At 61.7% G+C, this 26,393-nt stretch carries 21 protein-coding genes; 9 read left to right on the forward strand and 12 right to left on the reverse strand.

The window, feature by feature from the left end:
• Nucleotides 1–829 (reverse strand): 2-isopropylmalate synthase (locus tag ABJF10_RS04040; protein ID WP_348543236.1); only part of this gene is annotated, 829 nt, incomplete at its 3' end.
• 231 nt (nucleotides 830–1,060) lie between these two features.
• On the reverse strand, nucleotides 1,061–1,855 hold the full coding sequence (locus tag ABJF10_RS04045; RefSeq protein ID WP_348543237.1) for a hypothetical protein: 795 nt from the start codon (nucleotides 1,853–1,855) through the stop codon (nucleotides 1,061–1,063).
• An 86-nt stretch (nucleotides 1,856–1,941) separates the two neighbouring features.
• Here ABJF10_RS04045 and ABJF10_RS04050 point away from each other — a divergent pair, with 86 nt between their 5' ends.
• Nucleotides 1,942–3,849 carry a bifunctional serine/threonine-protein kinase/formylglycine-generating enzyme family protein gene (locus ABJF10_RS04050; RefSeq protein WP_348543238.1) on the forward strand — a complete coding sequence of 636 codons (1,908 nt, stop codon included), beginning with the start codon at nucleotides 1,942–1,944 and terminating at the stop codon, nucleotides 3,847–3,849.
• Between the two features lie 14 nt (nucleotides 3,850–3,863).
• Here the strand turns inward: ABJF10_RS04050 and ABJF10_RS04055 are convergent, their stop codons facing one another.
• On the reverse strand, nucleotides 3,864–4,976 hold the full coding sequence (locus ABJF10_RS04055) for a hypothetical protein (protein ID WP_348543239.1): 1,113 nt from the start codon (nucleotides 4,974–4,976) through the stop codon (nucleotides 3,864–3,866).
• Nucleotides 4,977–5,367: 391 nt separating this feature from the next.
• Here ABJF10_RS04055 and ABJF10_RS04060 point away from each other — a divergent pair, with 391 nt between their 5' ends.
• The 6 genes from ABJF10_RS04060 to ABJF10_RS04085 all read left to right on the forward strand — a co-directional run bounded on the left by ABJF10_RS04060 (nucleotide 5,368) and on the right by ABJF10_RS04085 (nucleotide 11,364).
• On the forward strand, nucleotides 5,368–6,855 hold the full coding sequence (locus ABJF10_RS04060; RefSeq protein WP_348543240.1) for an FHA domain-containing protein: 1,488 nt from the start codon (nucleotides 5,368–5,370) through the stop codon (nucleotides 6,853–6,855).
• 3 nt (nucleotides 6,856–6,858) lie between these two features.
• Entirely contained in the window at nucleotides 6,859–7,122 is a 264-nt protein-coding gene (locus ABJF10_RS04065; RefSeq protein ID WP_348543241.1) for an FHA domain-containing protein, read from the forward strand.
• A 55-nt stretch (nucleotides 7,123–7,177) separates the two neighbouring features.
• Nucleotides 7,178–7,798 carry an FHA domain-containing protein gene (locus tag ABJF10_RS04070; RefSeq protein WP_348543242.1) on the forward strand — a complete coding sequence of 207 codons (621 nt, stop codon included), beginning with the start codon at nucleotides 7,178–7,180 and terminating at the stop codon, nucleotides 7,796–7,798.
• The gene (locus ABJF10_RS04075) at nucleotides 7,795–8,562 is read left to right on the forward strand and encodes a protein phosphatase 2C domain-containing protein (protein ID WP_348543243.1); all 768 of its coding nucleotides are present in this window, start codon (nucleotides 7,795–7,797) and stop codon (nucleotides 8,560–8,562) included. The genes ABJF10_RS04070 and ABJF10_RS04075 overlap by 4 nt, the downstream gene beginning before the upstream one ends.
• Before the next feature lie 64 nt (nucleotides 8,563–8,626).
• Nucleotides 8,627–10,261, forward strand: a complete 1,635-nt coding sequence (locus tag ABJF10_RS04080; RefSeq protein WP_348543244.1) for a trypsin-like peptidase domain-containing protein — start codon at nucleotides 8,627–8,629, stop codon at nucleotides 10,259–10,261.
• Nucleotides 10,262–10,305: 44 nt separating this feature from the next.
• The gene (locus ABJF10_RS04085) at nucleotides 10,306–11,364 is read left to right on the forward strand and encodes a serine/threonine-protein kinase (RefSeq protein WP_348543245.1); all 1,059 of its coding nucleotides are present in this window, start codon (nucleotides 10,306–10,308) and stop codon (nucleotides 11,362–11,364) included.
• 206 nt (nucleotides 11,365–11,570) lie between these two features.
• Here the strand turns inward: ABJF10_RS04085 and hrpA are convergent, their stop codons facing one another.
• From hrpA to ABJF10_RS04105, 4 genes are all read right to left on the reverse strand, one after another.
• Nucleotides 11,571–15,338, reverse strand: a complete 3,768-nt coding sequence (gene hrpA, locus ABJF10_RS04090) for an ATP-dependent RNA helicase HrpA (RefSeq protein ID WP_348543246.1) — start codon at nucleotides 15,336–15,338, stop codon at nucleotides 11,571–11,573.
• A gap of 153 nt (nucleotides 15,339–15,491) precedes the next feature.
• Complete coding sequence (locus tag ABJF10_RS04095) at nucleotides 15,492–17,396, reverse strand: FAD-dependent oxidoreductase (protein WP_348543247.1); 1,905 nt, start codon at nucleotides 17,394–17,396, stop codon at nucleotides 15,492–15,494.
• Between the two features lie 91 nt (nucleotides 17,397–17,487).
• Nucleotides 17,488–17,838: a response regulator gene (locus ABJF10_RS04100; RefSeq protein WP_348543248.1), complete on the reverse strand. Its 351-nt coding sequence runs from the start codon at nucleotides 17,836–17,838 to the stop codon at nucleotides 17,488–17,490.
• Between the two features lie 131 nt (nucleotides 17,839–17,969).
• The gene (locus ABJF10_RS04105; protein ID WP_348543249.1) at nucleotides 17,970–18,344 is read right to left on the reverse strand and encodes a hypothetical protein; all 375 of its coding nucleotides are present in this window, start codon (nucleotides 18,342–18,344) and stop codon (nucleotides 17,970–17,972) included.
• 208 nt (nucleotides 18,345–18,552) lie between these two features.
• Between ABJF10_RS04105 and ABJF10_RS04110 the strand changes: the two genes are divergently transcribed.
• Entirely contained in the window at nucleotides 18,553–19,176 is a 624-nt protein-coding gene (locus tag ABJF10_RS04110; protein ID WP_348543250.1) for a GDSL-type esterase/lipase family protein, read from the forward strand.
• A gap of 117 nt (nucleotides 19,177–19,293) precedes the next feature.
• Here the strand turns inward: ABJF10_RS04110 and ABJF10_RS04115 are convergent, their stop codons facing one another.
• The 4 genes from ABJF10_RS04115 to ABJF10_RS04130 all read right to left on the reverse strand — a co-directional run bounded on the left by ABJF10_RS04115 (nucleotide 19,294) and on the right by ABJF10_RS04130 (nucleotide 24,257).
• On the reverse strand, nucleotides 19,294–19,818 hold the full coding sequence (locus ABJF10_RS04115; protein WP_348543251.1) for a hypothetical protein: 525 nt from the start codon (nucleotides 19,816–19,818) through the stop codon (nucleotides 19,294–19,296).
• Between the two features lie 134 nt (nucleotides 19,819–19,952).
• Nucleotides 19,953–21,446: a sulfatase gene (locus tag ABJF10_RS04120; RefSeq protein WP_348543252.1), complete on the reverse strand. Its 1,494-nt coding sequence runs from the start codon at nucleotides 21,444–21,446 to the stop codon at nucleotides 19,953–19,955.
• Between the two features lie 486 nt (nucleotides 21,447–21,932).
• Nucleotides 21,933–22,682 carry a DUF1080 domain-containing protein gene (locus tag ABJF10_RS04125; RefSeq protein WP_348543253.1) on the reverse strand — a complete coding sequence of 250 codons (750 nt, stop codon included), beginning with the start codon at nucleotides 22,680–22,682 and terminating at the stop codon, nucleotides 21,933–21,935.
• Nucleotides 22,683–22,754: 72 nt separating this feature from the next.
• Nucleotides 22,755–24,257 (reverse strand): pentapeptide repeat-containing protein, encoded by a 1,503-nt coding sequence (locus tag ABJF10_RS04130; RefSeq protein WP_348543254.1) that lies wholly within the window; start codon nucleotides 24,255–24,257, stop codon nucleotides 22,755–22,757.
• 172 nt (nucleotides 24,258–24,429) lie between these two features.
• Here ABJF10_RS04130 and ABJF10_RS04135 point away from each other — a divergent pair, with 172 nt between their 5' ends.
• Nucleotides 24,430–24,909 (forward strand): hypothetical protein, encoded by a 480-nt coding sequence (locus ABJF10_RS04135; protein WP_348543255.1) that lies wholly within the window; start codon nucleotides 24,430–24,432, stop codon nucleotides 24,907–24,909.
• A 107-nt stretch (nucleotides 24,910–25,016) separates the two neighbouring features.
• On the opposite strand, the gene ABJF10_RS04140 is transcribed toward ABJF10_RS04135, so the two are convergent.
• Nucleotides 25,017–26,363 carry a hypothetical protein gene (locus ABJF10_RS04140; protein ID WP_348543256.1) on the reverse strand — a complete coding sequence of 449 codons (1,347 nt, stop codon included), beginning with the start codon at nucleotides 26,361–26,363 and terminating at the stop codon, nucleotides 25,017–25,019.
• Nucleotides 26,364–26,393: the final 30 nt, after the last annotated feature.

Consider the following 26,393-nt stretch of genomic DNA (forward strand, 5'->3'; position numbering starts at 1 on the left):
GCTCGCCGTTGCCGAAGAGCGTGCCCTCCACGCGCTGGGCGCCGGCCAGCAGTCCCAGTTCCGTGGCGGCCACGCCGGTGCCGCGGTCATTGTGCGTGTGCAAGCTGAAGATCAGCGAATCGCGGTTCTCGATGTTGCGGCTCATCCACTCGATCTGGTCGGCGTAGACATTTGGCATCGCGACTTCGACGGTATCCGGAAGATTCAGGATCATCGGGCGATCGGGCGTCGGCTGCCAGACGTCCATCACCGCTTCGCTGATCTCCTTCGCAAACTCTACTTCCGTCGCGGAGAAACTCTCGGGTGAGTATTGCAAGCGCACATCCGTCCCCGCCAAACGCGGCAGGCGTTCCTGGATCCAGCGGGCCCCTTGCACGGCGACCTGTACAATCTCTTCCTTGGATTTACCGAACACGATGCGACGCTGCGCGGGCGAGGTGGAGTTGTAGAGGTGAATGATCACCCGTTTCGCGCCCATCACCGATTGCACCGTCTTCTCGATCAAATCCTCGCGGGCCTGCACGAGGCATTGGATCGTCACGTCATCGGGGATGCGGCCTTCCTCGATCAGGCTGCGGTTGAAGGCGAACTCGGTATTCGACGCCGATGGGAAGCCGACCTCGATTTCCTTGAACCCGCACTTTACCAGTGCGTCGAAGAGCTCGAGTTTCTGCGAGACGTTCATCGGCACGGCCAGTGCCTGGTTGCCGTCGCGGAGATCGACGCTGCACCAGATTGGAGCGGTGGTCAGGGTGCGGTTGGGCCATTGGCGATCTGGGATCGCGATGGGCGGGTAGGGACGATACTTGCTGCTTGGTGGAAAAATCATCTGTCAAAAAGGTTTACGGGCGGGGAAAGGAAATTTGGCAGGACCAGTCGCCACTTCCGCCCGAAGCAGCACCAGCCGACGTTAAACGAGGACAGCTCCGCGGTCCGCGCGCAGAGAAGCGCGCGCGGCGAGTGCGCGGAGCGAGGTAAGTCGGCTGGTCAGCAGATGACGCATTGGGACGGCGAAAATACCCAACCCCGCGTGTTTGGCAACCTCCCACTTGTCGGGCGGCTAACTCAGCGCCGCCCACAGCGCTTTCATTTCGCTTTCGACTTCGCGGTCGCTGGGATCGCGCAAGGTGCTGGCGATCTGCTCGCGCACGGCGTCGCGATAGCGCTCGCGCAGGCGGCTCACGGCTTTGCGGACTGCCTCCTGTGACATGCTCAACTGGCGCGCGACGGTATCGTAGCTAATGCTTGGATCGCGTTCCTGTTCGAGGAACGGCTCCAGCACTTTGAAAACCGCTGCTCGTCCCGCCGCGGCCTCTTTCGCCTCGATTTCCCCCCGGGCTACTTTCAGCAAGGAGAGCGCCCACGACCGCGCGTAGAGCTGTTCCGGTGTGACCCGGTCCGCCGGCTCCAGGCGATAACGACGCTCGCCATCGTCGAACTCCTCATCCAGCGATTCGATCATGCGTCCGCCGCCGCGCTTCTGCGCTCCGGCGTGCACCCGTTCTCGCGTGATGTAACGCGTGAAGGCGGTGAGGAGAAAGGTGCGCAGCTTGCCGAGGTTGCGGTCTGCCGAGGCAAACAAATCCTTTTCCAGCAGGTACGAGAAAAATCCTTGGGTCAGGTCCTGCGCATCGTGCGCCGAACGGCCCTGCTTCCGGGCAAAAGCGTAGAGCGGATACCAGTAGGTGCGGCAGAGCCACTCCAGCGCGCCAGTGGCTTCACGGGTGTTTTCCTGCTCGCGCGCTTTCAGGACCAGCGTCCAGCGTGTCTGCTCGAAACGCATGTCCCGTGTGGCGGGACTCGAGCGCGAGGGTCGAGGAGCGGGATCGTTCATGCCGGCAGGGACACTAGCCATGCAGGGAATGTTCGCTCAAGCAAAGAACACGTCCGTCTGCGCGCGCCTCGCGTTTGCGCTTTCTCACGCGCCGTCCGTTGGCTATCGTGGCCCGCGCCCGCCATGCCACCCGGAAAACCTGCCGTCCGCATCGACGCTTCCGCCCGCTGCTCTTCATGATTGGCTCCGATCATCGTCTCGCCCTGCCCGTAGGGCATCGCTTCGCCGAATTCCGCATCGTCAAGGTGTTGGGACAAGGAGGTTTCGGCATTACCTATCTCGCGCAAGATACGCTCTTGAATATCGAGGTGGCGATCAAGGAACTGCTGCCTCGCGATTTTGCCACGCGCGTGGAGGGCGTCACCGTCGTCCCCAAACGACCTTCGGATGCAGAGAGTTTCGCGTGGGCGAAGCAGCGGTTCATCAATGAAGCGCGCATCCTGGCCAGTCTGCGGCATGAGAATATCGTCCATGTTTACCGCTTCCTCGAGTGCCACGGTACTGCCTACATGGTCATGGAATTCGTGCACGGGCAAAACCTGCTCGAATGGATGGGGAAGCACCGCAAGCCTTCGGAGCAGATGCTCCACGCCATCCTCTTTCCGCTGCTGGATGGTCTGGACTGCGTGCATGGCAAGAATGTGCTCCATCGCGACATCAGCCCGGAGAACATCCTCATCACCTCGGAAAACCGCCCGATGCTCTTGGACTTCGGCGCTGCGCGGACGACCGTGGACAAGAGCAAGACGCTCACCGGAGTGGTCAAGCCCGGTTACTCGCCCATCGAGCAATACCAGACCGATTCGCCACAAGGCCCCTATACGGATATCTATGCGCTCGCGGGTGTGATGATCCATGCGATCACCGGCGGAGTGCCGCCAGTGTCGATCGATCGCTGCGGCGAGGCGGATTGGTTTCAGCCCATGGCGCGACGCTACCGCGGCAAATACGGGGAGACCTTTCTGCGCGCGCTGGACGAGGCCTTTCGTGTCATGTCCGGTGAGCGGCCGCAGAGCGTCGCCGCCTGGCGGCAGATGCTCGCCGGGGATTTCGGCAAAGGAAAATCGAAGCCCGTGCGTCCGCCGGCCGCGGAGAAACAACCCACGCGGCGTCAGCCCAAGTCCGTGCCGCCAGCTCCGCCCGCGCTGGCAAAACGCAAAGGTGTCCTATGGCTGATCGTTCTGGCCGCTCTGGCCGCGGTCGGAGGCGGAGCGAGTCTGTACTATGCCATCATGGCGACGCCGAAGACGACGGATGGCTCCGCCGTCGCCGACAAAGTCACGGTCACAGATGTCGTCCCGCGCGAGGGTGCGTGGAAGGGCGGCGAGTATGTCAATTCCCTCGGCATGCGGTTTGTGCCAGTGCCCGCCAGCAAGGTTTTGTTTAGTATCCATCAGACGCGTCGTGCGGACTACGCCGCCTACGCGCGCTCCCACGCGGGAGTGAATGCCGAGTGGGAGACAGCGACGACCTTGAACAAGGAGCCGGTCGGTCGCGAGCCGACTCATCCCGTGGTGATGGTCAGTTGGAACGAAGCCAATGCGTTTTGCCAGTGGCTTTCCGACACCGAGACGAAGAAGAGCGGCCAATCGGTCGTTTATCGACTGCCCACCTGGAGCGAATGGCGCGCGGCACGAGGAAACGACAAGTATCCTTGGGGCGATGAGAATCCGCCGCCGAACGGTTCCGGCAACTATGCGGATCTGGCCGCGCGGCGTGTCTTCGGCGCCAACTTCGTCATTATTCCAAACTATGACGACGGCTACGCCACGACCTCGCCGGCTGGGAACTTTCGGCCCAACAAGGCGGGACTTTTCGACTTTGGCAGCAATGTGCAGGAATGGAGCGCGGACCAGGACTTGGGCAGTGGGGAAAGGCTGATTCTCAGCGCGAGTTGGAAGGACGCCGCCGCCGACGCTTTGTCCTGCCGGGAAAAACCCCAATATCACGAAAGCCCCGACAGCCGCCGCCCGTTCATCGGCTTCCGCTGCGTGCTGGTGTCGCCGGGGAAATAGCTTTCCCGCAGAGATCAATTCTTCCCGTGCGTCGCCGACAGCTTCTCCAGGATGTATCCTTGCGGCCAGGCGTAGAGCGCCCGGCGCGAAAAGAAGAGAGCGTCCTTTTTGTCGAAGTGCATCTCATCGGCAAAGGTCTTGAGGATCTGCGCCCCAGCTGTGAGCTGATCGTGATTGAAGACCTTGCCGACGCGCGCGACTTCCTCCTCGGCCTTCTGTCGGTTTTCCTTGCTCACGCCCGCGAGGTCAGGCTGCAGCAGACTCGCGACATCCGTGGTGGCCTTATTGTAAAACTTCGCGATGTCGTCGACCGACAGCTTGACCCACGAATTCTCCCGCCCTTTTTTGTCCGGTCCGATTTCTTCCGGGTGCAAAAGCGTCGCCATTGCCCACGGGATACCACCGGCGAGATAGACACGCCGGAGGTTTTGCATCCCGGGAAAATCCCGCACGGCGCTTTGCACCGCTGGGAGAATCAACTCCTTCCTCAGCGGGTCCGCCACGACCATGAATTGCGAGCCGTCCTTGCGCCCCTTGTTGATCTCCTGCGCGTACGTCTTCGTCCCCCACGGGATCGAATAAGTGGTGAAAGTCAGCGCGGGTTTGGTCTTTTCCACATAGGCGCCTTTGGAATTGCCGCTGCCGATATCCAGCAACACCACCTGGCTCATTCTCCGGGCCGGCACGATGCCGCGAAAGACCAGCGTCGCTTCCTTCACGGCGTCGATATACTCAATCGTCGCGCCTTCCAAAAAGGTCTTCCCGGCGATGGCGCTCTTCACCTCTGCGGGAATGCCGCTGCTGCCCACGAGGTAGAAGTGATTCACCGGCACCTTGAATTCGTCCTGCATCTGCTTGTGCATCTGCGCAACGGCCTCACCCACCCGGGACGCCGCCTCCGCCGTGAACGCATTCTTATCCAGCGGCTCGTACTGCTTGAGCATTTTGACCGGTGGATTCTCGGGGTCGGCATTCTCCGCCAGCGTCTGCACGACCATTCCCTTGACCCCACTTGCGCCAATCTCGACGACGGCATAAACCTCGCCGCCCGAGTCCTTCGCCATGGTGGTATTGGAAACCAGCGACCAGAAGAGGGCGACGACCGCGAAAAAGGCATGCGTCTTCATAAATTTAAGGTGGTGAGAATCTGCGCTGCGATGGAGAGACGCTCCGCTGATAAACTTCGTCCGGTTGGCCTGTCAACGCTTGCGTCTGTGATCGCACAGGGATGCCAAAAATAATTTGCAGTATTTTGTCACAAATTCGTCGGGGCTCTCAATAACAGGGTAGAAACGCAGATAATCCAGAAACCAGATGATCCCGGCCCACAACATAAATATCTCTTCATCAGATTCTTGCGGCGCAAATTCGGCCCCGCCTAAAGGCGTCCGCCAACCCAATAAACAAATTGACGCCTCCTTTCACAAAAATCACACTCGATTAACAGAACTAATTCGGTTGCTTATGAGAGAATTTCTTTCACCTCAGAATTTTCGTGAAGCCGTGGCGGATGGAATTTTGACAACACGCAGCCTGGTCATGCTGCTGGTGACGCTAGCCGGATCGAGCGTCTTCGCCCAATCCACCTTGAAGTCCGTCGACGTGGTTCAGCCTTACAATGGCACGAGCTTGAAGATCGATCTCGCCCTTCCCGCGGCAGACCGCGTGTCGTCGATCGACATCTCCGCCAACGGAACACCGGTCGACAAAGACAAGGTGAAGTTCACTCCCGCGGATAAACTGCCCAACTATCATTGCGCGATCCTGCTCCTGGTCGACAAAACATTAGGCAACAACAAAGACACCACGGAGAAGACGCGGGAGAAACTGTGGAAGTCGATTCGCGACACCATGGGCAAATTCTCCGCCGTCGCGGAAACAGCGCCCTACCAGGTTGGCGTGGCGACGTTCTCCGCGGGCAACCTGGAGATGATGGCCGCCATGGGGAGCAAAAAGAGCATTGTCGATTCCGCCATCGAGAAGATTACTTTCAACGGCGTATCCCCGGAACTCTATCTCGGCACGAAGCGCGCCATCGAGTGGTTTGGCGGCACGCCGGCGGATCGCAAGTATATCGTGCTGATCTCGGATGGCATCTCGAACGACAAGGTGATCTCGCAGCAGGATGTCGTGCAGGCCGCGCTCAAGGCGAAAGTGCATATCTGCACGGTCGGATTTCCGAAATCCACCGAAGCGCGGGACGGTGTGCAGCGGCTCGATCCGCTGGCGGATGAGACCGGCGGCTATCCCCTGCGAGCGGACGGCAGCGATCCGAAGCTGCCCGCCGACGCGGAAAGCAATCTGCTCAAGTTCGTCGTCTCCGGCGGCCAGGCGGAGATCGCCTTGAGCGCCCCGAAGGGCACCGTTAATGTCACGGGCAAGGTGCAGACGGAATTCGGCAAGCTTTACACGTTTGCCCAAAGCGTCGAATCCAACGGGGTTGCAGAATCCACGCCGGTGCGGTCCGAAGAGCAACCGCCGGCACCCGAATCGAGACTGGCCTCTTTCAAGGCCAAACTCCGCGAGCATCCGGTGCTGGCGATTCTCGGTGGCGCCGCCCTGCTCGTGGCGGTCATTCTGCTCGGCCTGCTCGTCAGCCGCGCCGCGAAAAGCGCCCAGCCCGAGCCGTTGCCTCCAGAACCCTTCCCGCCGGTCATGGATCCGCCCATGGAGTCGGAAGACACCCAGATGCCGGAACCGGCCGCCACGGTTTACGCCTGGCTGGTCACCCTGGATGCGGACGAAACCCGCTACCCCATCACCAAGGCCGCGGTCCGCATCGGCCGCAAGCCGGACAACGACATTGTGATGAAGAACAACAGCGTCTCCAGCCACCACGCCGAAGTGATCAAGCGCGGGGACAAATTCATCATCGCCGATCTCGAGGCATCGAATGGCGTCTTTATCGGGGGCAAGCGCGTGGACAAGACCCCGCTCGCGGACGGCGACGTCATTGAGCTGGGCGAAGTGCGCCTGCGATTCACTCTTAATTCTCCCGAAAACTAAGACATGAAAATCTTCACTATCGGCCGCAAAGGCACCGACATCGTCCTGGAAGACGCGGAAAAGCAGATCAGCCGTCTGCACGCCGAACTGACCGTCACCGACGGGGGACGTTATTACCTCGTTGATTGCGGGAGTAGCAACGGCACCGCAGTCAAGCAGCAGAGCAACTGGAAACCCATCAAGCAGGAGTATGTCACCGCGGAGGATGAGGTCCGCTTTGGAGGTTTTTACTCCATTCGCGTCAGCGACCTCCTGAAGAAGGCCTAGCCTCCAGAAGCTTAAACAAAGACAGCAACAGAATCCATCAACCACCCTCTAAATTATGAGCGATAACGACGAAAAAACACGCATTGTGCGGCCTCTCGAGCAACTCCAGAGAGCCGCGACTCCCGAATCCGACGACGCAGACGAGACCCGCAAGGTGGAACGTGACGATGCCACCATGACCGGCGGCGCGGACGCCCACTCCATCAAGCCCATTCGGGCCGGTGGCGAAGAGAAAACCGTTCTCTTCCGCCCGTCACCGAACCGCGCCGGCGAAGGCACCATGTTCAACCCCCTGGCGCCCAAGAGCGAATCCGGCGGGGCCAGTGAAGATCCCGTGGTCGGCTGGCTCGTCGTGGTGAAAGGACCGGGTCGTGGCAATGCCGTGCGCCTCGGCTACGGCTGGAACAGCATCGGCCGCGATGCCAGCCAGCGCGCCTGCCTGGACTTTGGCGATTCGCAGATCTCGCGGCTCAATCACGCCAAGATGCTCTACGATCCGCGCGCCCGGAAATTCACCCTCACCCTCGGCGAAGGCACCAATCCCACCTATGTGCGCGGCGATGCGCTCCTCGGGCCGACCGAAGTGCTCAGCGGCGATCGCATCCAACTGGGGGATACCGAAGTGCTCTTCCTGGGTCTGTGCGGCGAGACGTTTGACTGGCAGGACAATACATGAGGCCCGAGATCGATTTCGCCGGCCGGCAAGTCCACGGCTCCCGCGAAACGCAGGATGACTATTACGGCTTTTGTCCGCTCTCAACGGAAACCGATGGCTTCGATGGTCTCCTGCTCGGGCTGGCCGATGGGATGGGCGGCTACAAGGGCGGCTCCACGGCGAGCCGCATCGTGGTCGAGTCCTTCATCGAGCACTTCTGCTTCAGCCGCGGCTCGATCCCGGAGCGCCTGCTGAGTTCGTTGCGGGCCAGCCGCCGCAGTTTGCTCGAGGAGATCGCCCGGAACGACGAAAGCCTCGGCCACATGGGCTCCACGCTGGTCGCGGTCGTGTGGAGTCCGGCGGGGCTGCATTGGGTGAGCGTCGGCGATTCCGGTCTCTATCTCTTCCGCGACGGCGCCATCCAGCGGATCAATGCCGATCACTCCATGACCCCGCTGCTCGCCGAGCAGGTGGCCCAGGGAGAGATGACCGCCGAGGAAGCCGCGCACCATCCTGACCGCCACGCCCTGCGCTCCGCCATCGCCGCCCGGCCGCTGGAAATCTATGAATTGCGCGACGAGCCCTTCGTCCTTCAGCGCGGCGATATCGTCTGTGCCGCGACCGATGGCCTGGCCACGCTGAGCCCGGACGCCGTCACCGAAAGGCTGCAAACCAATGCCCGCCAGTCCGCCGCCCATATCGCCAGCGCGTTACTCATCGCCGTGAATGAAATCGGCAAGAAGAAGCAGGACAACGCCACCGTGGCCGTGGTCCGCCAGGAATGACGGGGCGCGAACTATTTCCATCCGAAGCGTCACGAATCTTCACCGTTTGCCAATAGCTACCCATATGAAACTTTCCTTCTATTCGCTTTCGCTGCTGACGGCCTTGCTCTCCCTGGCTTTCCACCAGTCCGCCGCCGCGCAGGTCAGCGCGCAGATGCAGGAATCCACCGTCCGCATCCTTTGCCCGGAGCCGGACGAAAAGGGCGGTCCCGGCCTGGATATCTATCAAATCAAGATGCCCAATGGGAGTGTCTTTGAAAGTGTCGGCTCCTCCTTCGGCACCGGCTTTGTGATCAACAAGGAAGGGTACATCGTGAGCAACAATCACGTCGTGGCTCCGGACGAAAAAGTCGAGGTGCCGGAGAAGCTCGTGCTGGTGGTACAGAAAGTCGGCAAACACTACCTCATGCACAAAGCCAAGGTGGTATGGCAGTCGGCCAATCGCGACCTGGCCATCATCCAATGCCCGCAACTCAAGGCCACGCCGCTGCCGCTGCTTTTCGACGAGACGAAATCGACCCCCTCGGAGGAAGTCTTTAGCATCGGCTTCCCGGGCATCACCGACGTCGCGGTGGAGGATTTCGAACGCTCCGCGGAAATTCGCAAGCAGATCATCGTGGCCAAGGCCGAGCGCACCATCGCGGAACTGCAACAGAAGCTGCGCCGGCGGCTCAGCCAGAATGAAATCGATGCCGTCGTCCAGAACATCAGCGAGCATACGGGCGCCGTTTCCGCGGAACGCAATGCCCTGCTGGCCGGACTGGATGTCTTGCTGCGCCAGTCAGATGCCGCGGCCACGACCTGGGACATCACCAATGTCGTCGAACGGAAATCGCTCTGGAAAAACTATTTCACCCCCACGGTTACGAAGGGCAACATCGAGCAGATCTCCCGGCGGCACGGCATGCTCGGCGTAAGTTATCCCGATGTGCTCACCATCCAGCACAGTTGCGCGATCAAGCACGGCAACAGCGGCGGGCCCCTCCTCAATGCCGGTGGCCAGGTGATCGGGGTGGTGGGCGACGGCATGAGCAAAACCTCCAGCGGCGACCGCGAGTCGATCGAGTGGGCCGCCGCTTCCTCCGAGCTGAAAGGGTGGCTCGATGATAATCACGTGGGTTACATCCTGGCCCAGGAATGGCGGAAGACGCCGTCGCTGCCTGTCAAGATTATCGTCGCCATTGCGCTCGCGGTCGCCGTGGCGCTCGTCGCCTTAATCCTCGGCCTGCTCAAATTCAACCAGAAGCCCAGCTTCACCACGATCCTGCGCGACCCGCGCATGGCCAAGGTCCTCGGCACTACGCACAGCAAGCTGATCGATGTCGCGGACTCCGAGTCGCAGAAGACCGCGGGCGCCCCGCTCCCCGGCTTTGGCAAATGGCAACTGGCCGGGCGGACACCGAAAGGCGACAGCGTGCATATCGAGATCACGGACGTGATGTTTTCCAGCAACAACAACCGCCTCATCCTCGGGCGCACCGCCGAACTCTGTCATGTCGTCGTCAATGACAACAGCGTTTCCAAGCAGCATGCGTCCCTGCGCAAAGATGGCGATCGCTTTCTGGTGGCGGACCGCAATTCCTCGAACCACACGGCCGTCAACGGGCAGTTCAACAACAAGGCATTCGATGAAGTGCCCCTCAAGGAAGGTGACACGCTCACCTTGGGCGAGGTGCGCCTGGACTTCAGCAAGATATGATCAGGCCCACCCGTCTCGGGTGACCGAACGCGGAGCAACAACCCATGCCGCCGCCCTCCTTCTCACACAAGCCGCTGCCGTCGGGGCATGTCCTGGATGTGTATCAGTTTGAGCGCATCCTCGGGAGCCCGGGAACATTTGGGGTGACCTACGCGGCGCGACACCTGAAGACCGGCAAGCGGCTGGCGATCAAGGAACTCTTTCCGTCGGACTATGTGATTCGCGACGGCGCGGGGCGGGTGGTCGTGCAAACCAAGTCGGACGAACAGGTCTTTGTCGAAGCCGTGCGGATGTTTCGCCAGGAAGCCACGATCCTCTCCAAAGTGAAACATGACAATGTGATCAAGGTCTACGATTACCTCGAGGCGAACGGCACGGGCTACATGGTCATGAATTATGAGGACGGCTACGACCTCCAGATTCACCTCGATAAGCAGAAGCCCAACCGGCTCAACGAAAACGAACTGCGCCGCTTGCTCATGCCGCTGCTCGACGGGCTCGAGACGGTCCACCGGTTGAATTATCTCCACCGCGATATCAAGCCGTCGAACATCTATCTCACGCGCGAGCACAACCCGCTCCTGCTGGATTTTGGGGCCGCCCGGCAAATGATCGTGAGCCGCAGCCGGCCGGTGGAACAGATCCTCACGCCGCCGTACGGACCCATCGAGCAGTACGGCCGCACGTCTCCGCAGGGGCCCTTTACCGACATCTACGCGATGGGGGTAGTGCTGTTTCGCGCGATGCTGGCCAACGAACGCTTTCCCAACGCGCCGGACCGGATGACGCGTGATCCGGTGGTCCCGCTGACGCAGCGTTTGAAAGGGCAGGAATACTCGCCGGGCTTTCTCAGCGCGGTCGATTGGGCGTTGAAGTTCAAGGCGGAAGATCGCCCGCAGACCGTGCAAGTGTGGCGCGAAGCGCTGGACGCCAGCCAGCCCAAGCGGAAGTCGCGGACCAAGCGGGTGAGTTATCTGGAGAAGCTCGGGCGGCTCCGGACGCGCAACGTCCAGGCGTATTGGAAGGTGATCGCGATCGTGACGTGTATTGTTTTTGGAATCGTCGCTTTGGCGGCGGTGATTACCTACCTGTTGATGGGATAGGGATGACGCCGGAGGCGTTCGAAAAAAACTCCGTCATCCTGAGCTTGCGAAGGACCTCTGATATCGCTCTGGCTTCTTCCCCGACGCATTTGGCAACACATGGCGCCTTCTTCCAACGCATTGATGAAAAAAGGCAGAATTCAGAGGTTCTTCGCAGGCTCAGAATGACGGCGTGTTGTTCCGGCGCTTCGCTACTGGCCGAACGGCTAGAACCCCCCCAGCACCTTCAAGCGCTGGGCGGAGGCGGGCTGGGCGGTGCCGAGTTCCTGGGCGAAGAGCGAGACGCGAAATTCTTCCAGCATCCAGCGAAAGGCTTCGCGCTGGGGTTCGGGCACGTGGTTTTCCCATTTCGCGAAGGGCAGGAGTTGCTTTGCCTTCTCGGCATCCTTGGCGGGACTGACCTCGGCGCGTTCGGCACGGATCTGGATGGCACGGAGGTAGCGGAAGAGGTGAGGCAGTTGTGCGTGCGGGGTGCGGGCAAGAAAGTCGGCGGGGAGGAGGCGTTGCAGATCCGCGTCGAAAGCGGGATAGCGCTTCGAGGAGGCGAGCATCTTCTGCCGCAGATCGAAAATCTGCCGGACGCGCTCGCCGAGTTGATAAGTCAGCGCGGGTAATTCGCGACGGGCGGATTCCGCCAGGGCGACGAAGCGCGCTTCCGTAAGTGGGAAGATCGGGCTGAGCTGGAGCACGTGCGCGAGCAGGTGCTCGTAGGCGGACTTCTGGAGTACTTCCGGAGTAGCGAAGGCTGCGGCTGCGGGCTGGAGCTGCACGCTGATTTGGTGGAGCGCGGAGTGAAAGTGGGCGGCCTGTTTCGGGGCGCTCGTGGGAAGATGTTTGGCCAGGCCGTTGAGGTCCTTCCAAAGGCGGCTCAGATCGCGGGCGAGGACGAGCTCGGCCAGATGCCGCACGCCTTTCCCGGAAGAGCGCTCGGCTTCCTCCCGCTTGCGAAAGAGCCGCACATCCACCTCGTTCTCCCGCAGCACCAGGCCGGGATAGGCGAGCAGCGGCGCACCGCCGACTTCTTCGACGACGACGGACTCGGGCAGATCGCCCATGGACCAAGTCGTGATGGCTCGCTGCTCCCATTGCCCGACGGCCCTTTCCCATCCTTCCGAGCGCACATCGTGATTCTCGACTTGCAGATTAATGGCCTTGAGATCGCGGCCCGCGGCGACGGTCTTGTTGCCACGATCGACGACCTCGACGCGTGGCTGCAAATGCGCGGGGAGGCTTTGCGGCGGCCAATCTTCCGCCCGTACGGGCACGCGATACTTGCGCGAGAGAAAGTCGGCCAGCGCGGTGAGAAAGTCGGCGCGTTCCGGTTGAAATTCCGCGGCGATCTCGCGGATCTTCGGTTCCAGCGGCATGAGCGTCTTGCGCACGGTCTTGGGCAGCGCGCGCAGCAGCACGCCGATCTGTTCTTCGCGCAACCCCGGGACCATCCACTGGATCTGGCCGGTGGTAAGTTGCGCGGCTACGGGCAACGGCACGCGCACGGTGACGCCATCCGCCTCGTGGCCGGGCGTGTAGGCATACGTGACCGGTAAGGCGGTGTTGCCGAGCGAGACTTGATCGGGAAAGAGCGTGCGGTCGTACGTGGCCTCGTCGTCGCCGATGAGATCGGCCTCGGTGGCGCAGAGGAAATCCGGCGTGCGGGTAATACGCTCGCGCACCAGGCGGTTGAGATCGTGGACCGAGGACACGTTTTCAATGCGAGCGGCGTAGAACTGATAGAGCGACTCCTCCAGGTCGTGCGCCCGCCGGCTGCGGACGCGGGTGAGAGCGGTTTCGATCTTGTCGCGCACCTTGGCGTTCTCGACAAAGAAATGGAGCGGGATGCGCGCTTCCTCGGCGACGAGCGCCCCACGAATGAACAGCTCGGTGGCCTTCACCGGATCGATGCGGCCGAAATCCACATTCCGTCGGGCGATTTCCAATCCGCTGACCAGCACGCGCTCCAGCACGAGCACGCGTCCGGCTTTCGCGCTCCAGTGCGGCTCGGTGTAGCGAAAGGTGCAGAGATGCGCGCCGAGCTCGATGACCCATTCGGGATTGATCCCCGCCACCATGCGGGCAAAGAGCATCGAGGTTTCCACGATCTCGCCGGCCACAATCCATGGCGGTTGCCGGCTCTTGTCCGCCGGTTTCCCGGGCGCGGCTCCTTTCTTCGGCTTGTCGCGGCGCTCGTAGAGGTTCGAGCCGGGGAAAAGCGTGACGATGCGCTCGCCGGACGCCTTATAAGTATTCTTCTCCTGCCGCAGCGCGATCTGGCCGAGCAGGCCGGTGAGGATCGCGCGGTGAATGGCGGGATAATTGACGGCATCGGGTTTCTTGTTCGCCTTGGCGGGTGATTCTTCGTCCACGGCATCGGCGAGCTGGCGGTAAATGTCGCGCCATTCGCGCATGCGCGACACGGAGAGGAAGTTGGCCTTGCAGAAACGGCGGAGCGCATTGCCGCCGCCGCGCGTCTCGGCCTCGGGCGCGGCGCGCCAGATATTGAGGAGCGAAAGGAAATCCGAGTCGGGATCGGCGAAGGCCTTGTGCGCCGCCGCGGCGGCTTCCCTGGCATCCTCCGGGCGCTCGCGCGGATCGGGGACACTGAGGCCGGCAGCGATGATCAGCATTTCCGGCAGCACCTTCTCGTGCCGCGCCTGGAGGAGCATGCGGCCGAGCGTGGGATCGATGGGGAGCCGCGCGAGCTCGTGGCCGAGCGCGGTCAGTTCGTTGCCATCATTGAGCGCACCGAGTTCGTGGAGCAGCGTGTAGCCGGCGCGAATGGCGGCGGTGACGGGTGGATTGAGAAAAGGGAACGTCTCGATATCGCCGAGCCCGAACGCCTTCATGCGCAGGATGACTTCCGCGAGATTCGCCCGCTGGATTTCCGGCTGCGTGAAGCGCGGGCGCTGCGCGAAATCTTCCTCGGCATAGAGCCGGATGCAGGTGCCGTCCTGCACGCGCCCCGCCCGCCCGGCGCGCTGGTTGGCGCTGCTTTGCGAAATGTCCTCGACCGGCAGGCGCTTGGTGCGCGTGCGCGGATTGTAGCGGCTCATGCGGGAGAGGCCGGCGTCGATGACGTAGCGAATGCGCGGCAGGGTGAGCGAAGTCTCCGCGATATTCGTGGCCACGATCACGCGGCGGCGCGGACCCGGCGCGAAGATGCGCTGCTGCTCGGCGGCGGGCATGCGACCGAAAAGCCCGATCACCTCGAAACCAGCGCCGAGGCTGCCTTCGAGCATTTCCCGCGTGTCGCGGATGTCGCGCTCGGTCGGCATGAAGACGAGGACATCGCCCGTGTCCGACTCGATCATCGCGTCTTCCGTCGCGCGCACCGCGGCCTCGATGTGGCTGAGTTCGTCGGCGCGTTCTTCCGGCCGGGCGTGGCTCTCGATCGGCGCATAGCGAATCTCCACGGGCCAGAGCCGGCCGGAGACCTCGATGATCGGCGCGCCGCCGAAGGCTTTCGAAAACGCCTCCGTGTCGATCGTTGCGGACGTGATGATGAGCTTGAGGTCGCCGCGTTGGCGGAGCAACCCCTGCAAATAGCCGAGGAGGAAGTCGATGTTCAGCGAACGCTCGTGCGCTTCGTCCAGGATCAGCGCGGAGTAGGCGCGGAGCATCGGGTCCGATTGGATTTCCGCGAGGAGGATGCCGTCGGTCATGAACTTGATCCGCGTGTCGCGACTGGTGTCGTCGTTGAAGCGCATCTTGCAGCCGACCTCGCGTCCCCACGTGACGCCGAGCTCCTCGGCCACGCGCCGCGAGACGCTCAACGCGGCGACGCGCCGTGGCTGCGTGCAGCCAATGCGGCCGCGCACGGCGAGCCCGGCATCGAGACACATCTTGGGCAGCTGTGTCGTCTTGCCCGAACCCGTTTCGCCGGCCACGACCACGACCTGATGCGCGCGCAGAGCCGCGACGATCTCCTCGCGGCGTGCGCTGATCGGGAGGTCAGGTGGATAGGAAATCGGGGACATGCAAAATAAACAGGACCGCGACTCTACACTGAATGAATGACGGTTTTTGGCGGAAAAAGAGCCAAATTCAACAATGGAGCCAATGGAGCCAACTAAGCCCATGGAGCCAACTGGGCCAATGGAGGCCGAAAACCAGGCGGTCGCCCGTGGCGATCAGCTCGGCCGGCCCGCCCACGCCGCACGGAGCCACGCGCCGCGGGTCGTCTTGCCATCGGCCTTCGGCAACAGCGCGGCATCGACGCCGAGATCGCCGGCCAGCTTTTGCCAGCGCGTGGCGAGGTCCGTATCGAGCGGCTTGTCGAGTTCCGCGGCGTGGCCGGGGAAGGTCTCGTAGTATTGGCTGAAGAGATTCTGGCCGCGCTGGCCGGGCTTCGCCGGGGTGGGAGCGAGGCCGTGCAGGCCGCCGGCGGTGCCCCACCATTGCACGACGGCGAAATCCGGGCTGCCCGGCAGCACGTCGCTCACGTAAATCGTCGCCCCGCCCTCGGCGTGGAGCAGCTCCTGGATCTTGGGAATGGAGACGGTCTGCAGGATGCCATGTTTGCGCCGGGCGAGATGCGCGGCGTGCCCGGCGGCTTCACCGAGCGACATCCAGATGGGCTCCAGGCGGAGGGCGCAATAGCCCACATGGGAAGAACTGACCGCGCAGGTGACGAGCAGGTTTTCGAAGCCTTTCGGCACGAGCACGCCAAACGGGATCTGGTAAGGAGCGACCGTCTTGTAGAATTCGCCCGTGTGGTGGCCGCCGAAGCGCGAGCCCTGGTGCGAGGTGCCGTGGCAATTCGGGCCGTAGTCGCCCATGGCGATGGCGTCCTTGTGCAAAACGGTGCGGGCGTCGTCGGGCGCGCAATCGGTGTCCTTTTCGGTGAAGACATATTCGCCGGTCACGCGGCGGCCTTCGCGCACGTAGAGCTCCATGGGCAGGTGGCTGCTCTCGAGAAACTCGTCCTTGCACCAGCCCCACTCGCGGGCTTCCTCGCGGAACTTCGGCGGCACCGCCTCGTCGTTCTGCAAAAAGTAGATGAGCCCCACGTCCCAGCGCAGATGCTCGTCGAAAACGCGGTCGCGCGACTGCCGCAGACCGGTGCGCGAGAAAGGGGCGATCGCCCCGTGCTGCACCACGCGCGCGGCGAAGCCCGATTCACCCTCCGGCCAGCCGTCGTTCTCGCCCGGGAGCGAGAGCCGCACGAGGCCCTTCGACATATCGTTGATGTCGTATTTGTCATTCGGCAGCGGGCCCTGGGCCTTGATGAGCTCGGTGGGCTTCATGCTGAAGACGCCGTGGATGCGGCCGTCGAGGAGCAGGGCGAGCAAGTCGACGAATTCGTCGCGGAGATAGCCGGGCGGTTCCGCAACAGGGACGCGGTTGGCCGGGTTCTTGGTCATGGAGAGGCGGAAGTTGAAGGCCTGCAATTGATCGTCCGCCTCATCGGGCGCGAGGGATTCGCCGAACTCGCTGCCCGCTTCCCGCCCCACGCGATAAGCGGCGCGCGCGCACCCGGCGAGGTCGCCCTCGTAAGTGGCATCGATGAAGTAGTGCGCGGCGACCGAGTGATAGGCGCCGTCGCCATCGAAGAAGAGCGCGATCTCCACCGCCTTCGAGGTGGCCGGGCCTTCGCCGTCGCCGTTGCTGCTCGATTTCGTACCGTCGAGATACCATTCCTTCTGCACCACGATCTTCGGCTGCTCGGCGAGCATCTTCTCGAAGGTGGCGAGGGCGATTTTGGGCTCGAATTGGATGCCGTGGAAGCTGTCGCGCACCTGCGGCGAGTCCGCACCGTAGGTCGCGGTGTAGTAGGCCACGACGCGGCGGGCGAAATCGAGGTAGGCGCCGTTCATCCCTTCCAGCGTGCGGATGTCGGTGTGGGAGAGGCCGTTGGTCATCATGCCGCCGATGCGGCGGGAGGGCTCGACGAGCAAGACGCGCTCGCCATCCCTGGCGGCGGCGATGGCGGCGGCGATGCCACTGGGCGTGGCGCCGTAGACGAGGACATCGTATTCTTGCGCGCGCAAAACGGTGGCGAGCAGCAGGAGCAGGGGGAAAAGGAACCGGCGCATCCCTAGCGGCTAGCGGTTGCGCCCCGGCCCCGCAAGCCCGGCGTCGGGAAATTCCGTTTATCACCGGCCGGCGTCTTCGCTCCGGCAGCCCTTATTTTCGCTGAGACTCCACCTGGGCCAGGACAGCCGTGAGCCTGGCCAGCTCCACTGGCTTGGCGAGGAGGAAGTCGATGTGGGGATGAGTCACGCTGTCGTCGGTGGAGCCGGTCAGGAGCGCAATGGGTTGGGACGGATTCAGGGCTTTGATTTCCCGGGCCAGAATCAAACCGTTGATTTTGGGCATGGAAAGGTCCGTGATGACCAAATCGAACGGCTCCCCGCGAAATGCGTCGAGGGCCGCCTGCCCGTCGAGCACCGTCTTCGCCGAGTGACCCCTGGCTTTCAAAAGCATCGCGAGAAGATCCGCAATGAATGGCTCGTCGTCCGCGACCAAGATACGCATGCTATTCGGTTAAGGTCGGCAATAACACCGGGATCATCGGGCGGCAGAGGATGCGTATTCCCGCGTCACTTGCAAGCGCATTGCTCTGCCGGCGCCCGCCAGGGCTCTGGAACTGCCTATTCCGGTAGAAGTTACAGGAATTGCTCCAGCGTCATTTCGTGCACGAGGTGAATGGCCTTCGTCCTCCCCGCCTCGTGCAGCGTCATCACCCGGCCGTTCTCGGAAAGCTGGCCGTCCCAGCGTTTCTCGGGATGCGTTTGCTGAAGGGAGATCTCGCGAAATTCCAGTTTTAGCACGCCCGTGAACGCATAAACGACGGGCAATGATCCCCCCGACGAAAGCTCGATCAATCCTTCCAGGTCGGAGTGCGTGGGGCTCTGGGCCATGCGCTGCACGACCACGGCGAAGTCCCCGCTCGCTTCGACAAATCGCCCGCCGAGAAACGCCAGCCAGCTCACGCCCGGTTCGTTCGGGATCTGGGCGGCACGTTGATGAGGCTGGAGCATGGAGAACTTCGGTGGGTGGCTTGATTGCTTTTGGGGAAAGCGATGGGACGCGGCGGAAGTGGAGGCGAGGTGGAAATGCGCGGCGAGCGAAATGAAAAGCGCCCGGTGGTCTTGAGGCGACACTTTTAAATGGCTCCACCCGCATTGTGCCGTGGGCTATACCGATAAGATGACCTCTCTGCGACTCCCGCTTGCTCTTCTCTGTACTATGCTCGCCCTCGTCCCGTTGAAGAGCACGGCGCTCGATCCGGCCGCTTTCGGCCATCCGATCCGCGTGGCTTGCGTGGGAGACAGTATCACCCAAGGGGTGGGGACGCAGCATCCGGAGGAGGACAGCTATCCCGCGCGCTTGCAAACCCTTCTGGGGAAAGATTGGGTGGTGCACAATTTCGGCGTGGGCGGACGCACCCTGCTCCGGAAAGCAGACCCCTTTGACTACGGCGGTGCCTTGCAATTTGCGCCCGACGTCGTGATCATCGCGCTGGGGACCAACGATTCCAAGACGGCGATCTGGGGTGCGCATCAGGGCGAATTCACGGACGACTACGTGGCGATGATCCGGGCTTTCCAAGCCCTGCCGAACCACCCCCAAGTGTGGGCGTGTCTGCCGCCGCCGGCCTTTCCCGGGAATTGGGGGATTACGGAAGACGTGCTTCGCGATGGAGTCCTTCCCGGGGTCAAAAAGGCGGCGCAGATCACGGGCATTCCGTGGATCGATTTGCACGCCCCGCTGCTCGGAAATCACAGTTGGTTTCCCGATACGGTGCATCCCAACGAAGCCGGGGCCAAACGCATCGCGGAATTGGTGGCGGCGGAACTGACGAAGCGTTGAAGAGAACGGCCGCACACGGTTGCCCGTCACCTGGCGGACGGAGTCGAGACAGGCTCTCCAACGAGTCCCTTGCTCCGGCCCCATGTGGGGAGGAGATCTGACCCGGAATGTGCTCCTTTAGGGCCAGGCGTGCCCGTCACGAGCCCAGAGAACGCGCACGACGTATGATTGATATTCCTCCCTTGGGAACTCTCGACGCTGCGAAATCTTGAAGGCAGAACTGCCGTGGGGAAGGATGAAGGTCGAGTACTCCAATGACGGTTTGGCATCGAATACTTTCTTCGCGCTATTCAGGTACTGAACTTCCAAGCGCAGATCCTTCCAGACGATCGGACTATCATTCTGAATCGTCCCGACCACCACCACGGTAGGTTCCTTGGCGATCTCTCCGAATTCCATTTGCGACTCCAGAATATGGACCTGAGGACTATAGGGTCCAAAGCTTTCGCCGCGATCGAAGACTCTCGCTAAAAAGCAAATCGAACCCGCCAGCAGAAGCAAAAAAGGGATGGCGCCGATGAGGGGATGATACAGTGCCAGCGACCATCTTTTGAGATAGTGATGGCAATGAGGGCACTTCCGGGCGTCGTCCTGAATCGACTCCCGGCAGAGGGGACACTGCTTTGTGGCTGTTTCGTTCATAAGAGGGGCCAGTGCCGGGCGTGGCTGCATCCAGCACGGCGCACACCTCAGCGAGATTCCACCGGAATTCAAATGAGGAAAGCACCATAGGCGGACAGAATCCCAGCCGATCTCAACCGAGTCCCGGATGGGATTTATTTTTCCGGCTTAGGGTATTTGGTCTCGGGGAAGAATTGCGGGGGACGGGGAATCTCGGGTTTCACGCTGCCATGTAAGATGTGATTCTCCCACATGGACTCGATGCTGAGCCATTCCTCGAGGGGGCGGGTGGGATAGATGCCGGGCCAACCACCCGCGCGAAATTCCGGGGTCACGCCGGTGTCGCCGACCGCGGTGCGCCATTTCGCCAAATGGCTACGGCATTCGTTGAGCGTGGCCGAGTACTCGGGGTTGTCCGCCAGGTTGTGCACTTCACTCGGGTCCTTCCGGATGTCGTATAACTCTTCGGCCGGCTTCTTTTCCTTCATGAAGGCGTCCTGTTCCGGCGGCAGTTTGCCCTGCAGATGCAGCACGTTCAGCACGGCCAATCCCGGATATTGTTGTTCCTTGTATTGGTTGAACTGGCAGTAAGCGCGCTCCGGCATGAGGTTCAGGATGTATCGGAAATCGTGCGAACGTGCGGTCCGGCAGGCATCGTGCGTGTCGTCCATCTTATCCCGCCCGCCGAAGATATATGCGGGCTCCTTCTGGTTCGGATCCACCAGCGAGCGGCCTTGCAAATAGGCGGGCCGGGGCATTCCGGCGAGATCGAGAATGGTGGGGACGAAATCCAGATTCGTGACCAACTCCCCGGAGATAGCGCCCGGGGCAACGCGGGCGGGATAGTGAATGATGAGCGGGATATGCAGGCCTTCGTCGTAGATGAATTGTTTGGCCCGCGGCAGCGCAACACCATGGTCGGAGGTAATCACGATGATCGTGTTGTCGTAGAGGCCGTCCTTTTTTAACCGGGCGACGATGTCGCCGATGTCGCGGTCGGACGTCTGGGCGCTTTCCAAGCCCAGCGCCCAGTCCTTGCGAGTCAACGGCGTGTCTGGATACCACAAGGGCAAAGTGACCAACTGGGGATCGATCGGCCGTTGCTTGTCCCCCTTCCAGGAGCGATGCGTTTGCATCAGGGTCAGGTGGGCATAGAAAGGCTGGCCCGGTGGGCGTTCGCTCCAGTCCTTGCCTTGATAGGAAACCTTTTCATCAAACTTGAAGTTAAGATCCACCTTTCTGGAGTAGCCGCAGCCTAGGGCGGTAAAGTAGCCAGCGCTGCGAAAGAGGTCGGGGAGGGACTGCACTCCCTGGGGCAAGTCCGGTTTTTGATCGGGCGCGGTCCGATGTTGTTCGGTATGTGTCGTGTATTGGCTCAGGCCAACCATGAGTGTCGAGCGGCCGACGGAACAGACCGGGCCACTGCTAAAGCAGTTCCGGTAAAGATGACCCTCGGAGGCCAATTGATCGAGATTCGGGGTGTAGATCTCCGTCTCACCGTAGCAGTGCAGATAAGGTCCCCAATCCTCCAGGATAATCAGCAGGACATTCGGTTTCGCAGGGTTGGTTTCCGCGGCGCGCAACGCGACCAGTGGAGCCAGCAGCAGGGCGGTGAGCAGCAGGAGCAGGGGGAAAAGGAACCGGCGCATCCCTAGCGGCTAGCGGTTGCGCCCCGGGGTCGCAAGCCCGGCGTCGGGAAAACCAGCTTTAACGCAGGTTCAATGTTTCCTCATTTTTACCGGCCAAAACCCAAAAATTGCGCGCCCCGGGGACGACCTCCGGAGGGCGGGGCACGACTCTTCAAGGACTGTTAGAGAATCTCGCCGGCCCGTTCATCTCGGCCCACCGTGCCGACGACGCTGACCACGGAAGCCAGGATCGAGAATGGGGAACTGGTCGCCAGGCGGGTGACGCAGTACTCCACGGGAGAGAATCGCGAAACGTGGACCTTTCGCCTGCGATCTCCTCCGCGTTGCACGTCCAATACGCGTCCAGTTTTATCGACCGCGCCGGCAGCCAGTTCAGTGGGCCCAAGACCGAAGGAACGCTGCAACGCCAGTAACTGGATCGGGGCTTGGCACCGTCGCCGAGCCCGGCGACCGGTCTCACGTCATCGCCATTCTCTGCATCTGTTCCTAGGGGGTCTGCGAGTCGGAGGGCGTGATGCGGAGGTTACGGAAGGCGACGGGGCCGTGGTCGCCCTGGAGCATGAGGGGGCCGAGGGGTTTTTCGTCGGCGAAAGCGGCGGCGTTGGTGGGGCCGGTGACTTCCACGTTTTCGTGAATGGTGACGCCGTTGTGGACGACTTTGAGGAAGCGGGCGTTTTCGGTTTTGTGGCCGGCGGCGTCGAAGCGGGGGGCGCGGAAGACGATATCGAAGGTCTGCCATTCGCCGGCGGGTTTGCTCGCATTCACCCGCGGGGCGTGGCCCTCGAACTTGCGCTTTTCCTCCTTGTTCCACCGGGCGTAGATGCCGCCGCAATCGGTGTACTGGAGGTCCTGGACGCCCCAGCTTTCGAAGATCTGCACTTCGTAGCGGCCCATGAAGTAGATGCCGGAATTGGAGCCGCGTGGAAGGCAGAATTCGATGTGCGCCTCGACGTCGGCAAATTCGGGGACGCTGAGGAGATTGCTGGTCCGGCCGGTGGCGCTATTGAGCAGGATACCCTCGCCGGGCGCGGCGGTGAAATCGCGGGGAGCGCCCGCATTGAGCGAGACCGAGGCCACGGCCGACCAGGTTCCCAGAGGTGGACGCCAGCCGTCGGTGTTTTTGCCATTGAAGAGGACCAGTTCGGGCGGCGCGGCCAGGCCGGGGGCCACAAGGGAGGCCATGAGCACCAACAGAGCGAAGATGGGAGAAGGGAAGGAAGGGCGGGAGTAGCGCAAGGAGGTTATCCTGAGTTGGAAATGAAATAGCAGCAGGTGCCGAGGAATCAGGTGGTGGCCTTTTACGGTGCTTCAGGAGTTGACTACTTGATCAATGGATATCGTTTCCACGACGTGCTGTGCTTTCTGTCGCGTCAGCTGCTGGTGCACGGCTTCGGCGAGGTCAATGAGCACCTTGAGATTCGCCACCAAATGGTCCTTATCCTGATACCTGAGGACTTGTTTGATAACCCAAGGAAACGTATCCAGGTCTCCAGCCATCGACCAAGGCGGTTCCCCTTCCTGGATGATCCGGACAAACGGAATCTTGAAGTTGGGAACGATCGCCTGGGTCTCCTGGGGGACGGACTTAGGCTGGGTAATGTCGGCGATGACAAACTTCGACAAGCTGGCCATCGTCATAATCGTTTCCGTGTAGTCGCGATCGGGGATCGGCGCGAAATCAAATTGGAAGGGCAGATAGCCCAGCTCCCGCAACTTATCGGCAATCGCGTCCAGAATCACTTTGCGTTCCGGTATGAAGCGGCCCAGCAAGAGGACGCCGCGCTCGCCGACGGTAGTGATAATATCGCGCAACTTTTTGTGGTTGAGCAGGAGGTAAACGAACTGGGCGACTTCCAGATTATCGACCCGAACGGCGGGTTCATTGAAGTCGGTAATCAAAAGGTTGGTCTGGGTGGCCCGTGCCAACTGGGCCTTCCAGACCGATACGCCGAAGACAGAGCAGTCGCTGAGATCGGCCCCGGTAAAATCGGTTTCAACGAGCAAAGCCCCTTCGAGCTTGGCGCGCTGCAAATGCGCGCCGACAAGGTGCGTCCCATGGAGGTTGGCATCGCTTAAATTGGCGCGCAGGAGGGTTGCGTCATTGAGATCAGCATTGGTGAGGTTGGCGGCGCACAGGTTGGCATCGGTGAGATCCGCGCGGGTGAGCGTGGCGTCTTTCAAGAAAGACCCGCCCAACTTTGCGTCCTGCAAATGCGAGTCGCGCAGGGTCGCCCAAAGCAGATGGGCATCGCTGAAATCCGCTCCCTCCAGGTGCGCGTCACTCAGATCGGCGGCAGTGAGATCTGCCGCGGAAAATATGGCCTCACCGAGCGAGGCCTTCATCAATTTCGCGTTGATCAGTTTTGCCCGATGGAATTGAGCACGGGGCAGAATGGCCTCGGTCAAAATCGCGCCGCCGAGGTCGGCATCGAGAAAGCGGGCGTCGGGAGCGTTGATCCCATGAAGACGTGCCCCCTGCAGCTTGGCCCAACTGAAACTGGCTTCCTGGAGTTGGGCGCCGTCCAGATTCGCTTTTTCCAGGTTGGCCTTCGCGAAATCGGAGCCAGACAAATCGGCGCCCTGCAAATCGGCGTCGCAAAGCACTGCGCGATCCAGCATCGCGTAACACATTTTTCCATTGCAGAAATTCACGCGGCTCATGATGGCGTCCTGCAGGTTGGCCCAGCTCAGGTCGTGCGCGCGTAAATCGGTATCGCTCAGATCCACCCGGACCCCGGGATTCTTTTCGCGCCATTCGTTCCAAGCCTCCGCGCCTTGCTTAAGCAATTCGACCTGTTCGGGGTTTGCCATGTCTGGGAGCTTGGCCGTCCGCTCCATTTTGCCAATCTTTTCCTGGCGCGCCGGAAAGGAACCAGACTGATTTCAGAGTCGCTTCTGGCGCCGCAGCTTGTCATGCTGGCCGGGCGATGCCGATGGGGACGGTGTTCCGAAATTCGCCCCTGCCCTCCGCCCAACGCAACTCATGGATCTTCGCCTCCCTTTCGCACCGCTGGCCTGCGTCGTCCTTCTGGGCACGACGATCCGCGCGTCCGGGGCGGAACCGAAGGTGATGGCGGGCGTCTGGCGGGGCCATTCCGCAGGGAAGCAGGAGCTGGCGTTTGGCATCGTCCGAAGCGAAAGCGACGACCAATACACGGTGAGCAATGACCTGCGCACCGTGACCCGATTGCCCCTGGCGGCCTCGTTCGAAAGCGGTGGAAAGATGCAACCATCCCCGGTGCACGCTGTGGCGACGACGCTGACCACGGAGGCCAGGATCGAAAGTGGGGAGCTGGTCGCCAAGCGGGTGACGCAGTACTCCACGGGAGAGAATCGCGAAACGTGGACCTTTCGCCTGCGATCACCCTCCGTGTTGCACGTCCAATACGCGTCCAGCTATATCCTCCCATCCGGTCGCCAGCTCAGTTGGCACAAGACCGAAGGAACGCTGCAACGCCCGTAACCCAGATCGGAGGCCGGCGCCGAGCCTGGCGAACGACCGCCGGGGATTTAACGCAGAGGACGCAGAGGAAGGAGAGAGGTTGAGGTGCAATCGATTTTTGAACCGGCCTAAAGCTCGATTGTCGTGTGTGGCATTTGTTGGCGCAACCAGGCGACGCCTTCCGGCGTGACGTCGGTGCCGCGCAGGTCGATGTGCTGCAACGCCGGCATCCGGCGCAGGCTCGACAATCCGTTGTCGCCCACATGGGTGCCGCCGAGATCCAATATTTTCAAGGTCGAGATTCGTTCCAGCGCACGCAACGCAGATCCGGTGGTGCGCGTGCCGGCTAGGGAAAGGTGGCGGAGCGGCAGGTTCTCCAAATAGGCGAAGCCAGAAAGGCCGACGTAAGTCTTGCTCAAGTTCAAGTCGTCGATGTTTCGATTGGAAACCAATGGTGCGAGAAGGACTGCACCGATGGGATCACCGGAAAGATTCAGCGACTGCAAGGTCGCGATGTCGTTGAGGCGATCGGCCTGACCCAGGCAAATGAGCAAGCGCGCCGCGGTATTGACGATGTCGGCGAGGGCGCTGTTCCGCACTTCGCTCACCAGCTGGTCGATGAGTCGGGGTCCGATGGTCTCCAGGACATGGCGAATTCTCGCGCGCGCTTCTGCGGCGTGGAGTTCGCCCGCCTCGGAGCCCGTGGAACGGGACTCCATGATGCGCACCAGGCCACGCGCTAACATCAAGCTGGGCAAAGGCGCCTTTTCGGTGAGCTCTGCGAAGCGGGCTGAATCCGGGCTGAGCATTTCCTCGCCCAACAGAACCGACCAGTATTCTTCTTTGTCCGCGCGGGCTCTCTCTCGCGGAAAGTAACTCATGCCTTCATGTTCTGCGGCCAAATCGAAGTTACTGCTTTCGGTGGGCATTGCCCAGCGGGCGAGGTGGGCCCATTCGTGCCGCACTTCATCGCCCACATAGGGGTCGATATTTTTCCGGAAGAAGGTGACGGCGTGCCCTTCGGCGGATGCTTGCGACTCGAAAAGAGGATCGCCGGTTTGCTTTTGATGGACTGGATCCAACGGGTTGGATTCGTTCATCAAATAGAGACGTTCGATCAAGTCGGGACAGGGCAATGCATCGAGCGCGGCGATGAAATCTTCGGGCAGAGCGCGCAGGGACAGATCCGGCTCGACGATAGGCGCGGCCGCCGGCGAGCTGGCGGCCGAACTCAATCTCCAATGTCGCACGTCATCCAGCTGCCGGGCATAGGTATCGGGGACGACGATTTTCGTGGCATGCGACTCGACCGAATAGACCCGCAAAAGGATCTCTTTCCGCTCCACCGCCTCGCGGAGGAAGTCGGCCACGGAATCCCAGGCAGGCGCGTCCGGTTTGGGGGCCAGCACCGTTTCCGTCGTTAATTCGTAGCCGGTGAGGCGTTTGGTCAGGTCCATGAGTGTCACCGGCGGCATCGGGATATTTTCACCATGCGACGATGGGCT

It is taken from the genome of Chthoniobacter sp. (assembly GCF_040003245.1).
GTDB lineage: Bacteria > Verrucomicrobiota > Verrucomicrobiia > Chthoniobacterales > Chthoniobacteraceae > Chthoniobacter.